The sequence below is a fragment of the Catenulispora pinistramenti genome, from assembly GCF_018274385.1.
Taxonomy (GTDB): domain Bacteria; phylum Actinomycetota; class Actinomycetes; order Streptomycetales; family Catenulisporaceae; genus Catenulispora; species Catenulispora pinistramenti.
Genome location: NZ_JAAFYZ010000464.1, coordinates 1 through 1,717, shown reverse-complemented (window position 1 = coordinate 1,717; position 1,717 = coordinate 1). Strand labels below are relative to the sequence as shown.

Annotated in this window: 1 protein-coding gene; it reads left to right on the top strand. The window is 73.6% G+C overall.

Going from position 1 to position 1,717, the window contains the following annotated elements; genetic code table 11:
- The first annotated feature begins 46 nt into the window (after positions 1-46).
- Positions 47-1,429 (top strand): cobyric acid synthase, encoded by a 1,383-nt coding sequence (locus KGQ19_RS48495; protein ID WP_368862276.1) that lies wholly within the window; start codon positions 47-49, stop codon positions 1,427-1,429.
- Positions 1,430-1,717 lie beyond the last annotated feature (288 nt).

Below are 1,717 nucleotides of genomic sequence, written 5' to 3'. Positions count from 1 at the left end.
GGTCGGGGTTGGTGCGGAGGCCGGTGCCGGGGCCGGGGCTTCGGCCATGGCCGGCGCCGAGATCGGGCGCGCTCAGGTGATGCAGGCGCAGGCCGCCGGGGTCGAGCCGGAAGTGGCGATGAACCCGGTGCTGCTCAAGCCGGGCAGTGACCGCAGCAGCCAGGTGGTGTTGCTGGGCAAGGTGTTCGGCCAGGCCTCGGCGACCTCCTACCAGGAGCTGAAGCCCCGGCTGCGGGAGGCGGTGCTGGCGTCGTATCAGGACTTGAAGTCGCGGTTCGACGTGGTGGTGTGCGAGGGCGCCGGCTCGCCGACCGAGATCAACCTGCGCGACGGGGACCTGGTCAACATGGGGCTGGCCCGGCCGCTGGGGATGCCGGTGGTGGTGGTCGGGGACATCGATCGGGGCGGGGTGTTCGCGGCGTTCCACGGGACCGTCGCGTTGCTGGACGCCGAGGATCAGCGGCTCATATCAGGGTTCATCATCAACAAGTTCCGCGGCGATCCCTCGCTGCTGACCCCCGGGCTGCGGCAGATCGAGGGCTTCACCGGGCGGCCGGTGCTGGGCGTCGTGCCGTGGCTGCCGGGGATCCGGCTGGACGCCGAGGACGCGCTGCCGATCGAGGCGTACGCGGCGGGCGCCGGCGGGTCCGACGGCGCGCCCGGCGGGGCCCGGCTGCGGGTCGCGGTGGTGCGCTTCCCGCGGGTCTCGAACTTCACGGACGTGGACGCGCTGGCGATCGAGCCGGGCGTGGACGTGGAGTTCACGGCGTCGGCCTCGGCGGTGGCGTCGGCGGACCTGGTGGTGCTGCCGGGGACGAAGTCGACGGTCGCGGACCTGGCGTGGCTGCGCGAGCGCGGCCTGGACGCGGTGCTGGCCAAGCGCGTGGCCGAGGGGCGGCCGGTCCTGGGGATCTGCGGCGGCTACCAGATGCTCGGCACCGAGATCGAGGACGAGGTCGAGTCGCGGCGGGGGACCGTCGCAGGGCTCGGACTCCTGCCGGTGCGCACCGTCTTCGATCCCGTCAAAACCCTGACTCGCCCGACGGGTTTCGGCCTCGGCGAACCGGTGGCCGGCTACGAGATCCACAACGGCCGGGTCCACGTCACCGGCGGCGACCCGCTGTTCACCGACGCCGGCGGCGCGGCCCTGGAAGGCTGCCGCGACGGCGCGGTCTGGGGCACGATCTGGCACGGCGCGCTGGAGAGCGACGGCTTCCGCCGCGCCTACCTGACGGAGGTCGCGCGGGTCTGCGGCCTGCGCTTCGTGCCGGACCCGGCCACCTCGTTCGCGGCCGAGCGGGAGAAGCAGCTCGACCGGCTCGGGGACGCGGTGCAGGAGCACCTGGACACCGAGCGGCTGTGGCGGCTGATCGAGGGCGGGCCGACTGCGGGGCTGCCGCTGCTGCCGCCGGGGGCTGCGGCGCGCTGATCGGCCGGACGCTGATGGGTCGCGTGCTGATCGGCCGCGTGCTGATCGGCCGCGTGCTGATCGGCCGCGCGCGATCGCTGATTTTCGCTTGCCCCCAACACACCCCGCCCCTACTCCGGGGGACACCCGCCCTCGATCAATTGTCGCAAACTGTCAACCGCTGAAGTAAGTACCCGGCGGCCGGATTCACCCGATCGGCCGCGCCGTCCCTACCGCGTCGCCGTCCCTACCGCGCCGCCGCCGCTGCCACTGCCGCCGCTGTCCCTACCGGCCCCGCCCCTACCGCAC

Coding starts and splice junctions, on each gene's coding strand:
- KGQ19_RS48495 (WP_368862276.1), top strand. CDS start 47: ATGGCCGGCGCCGAGATCGGGCGCGCTCAGGTGATGCAGGCGCAGGCC.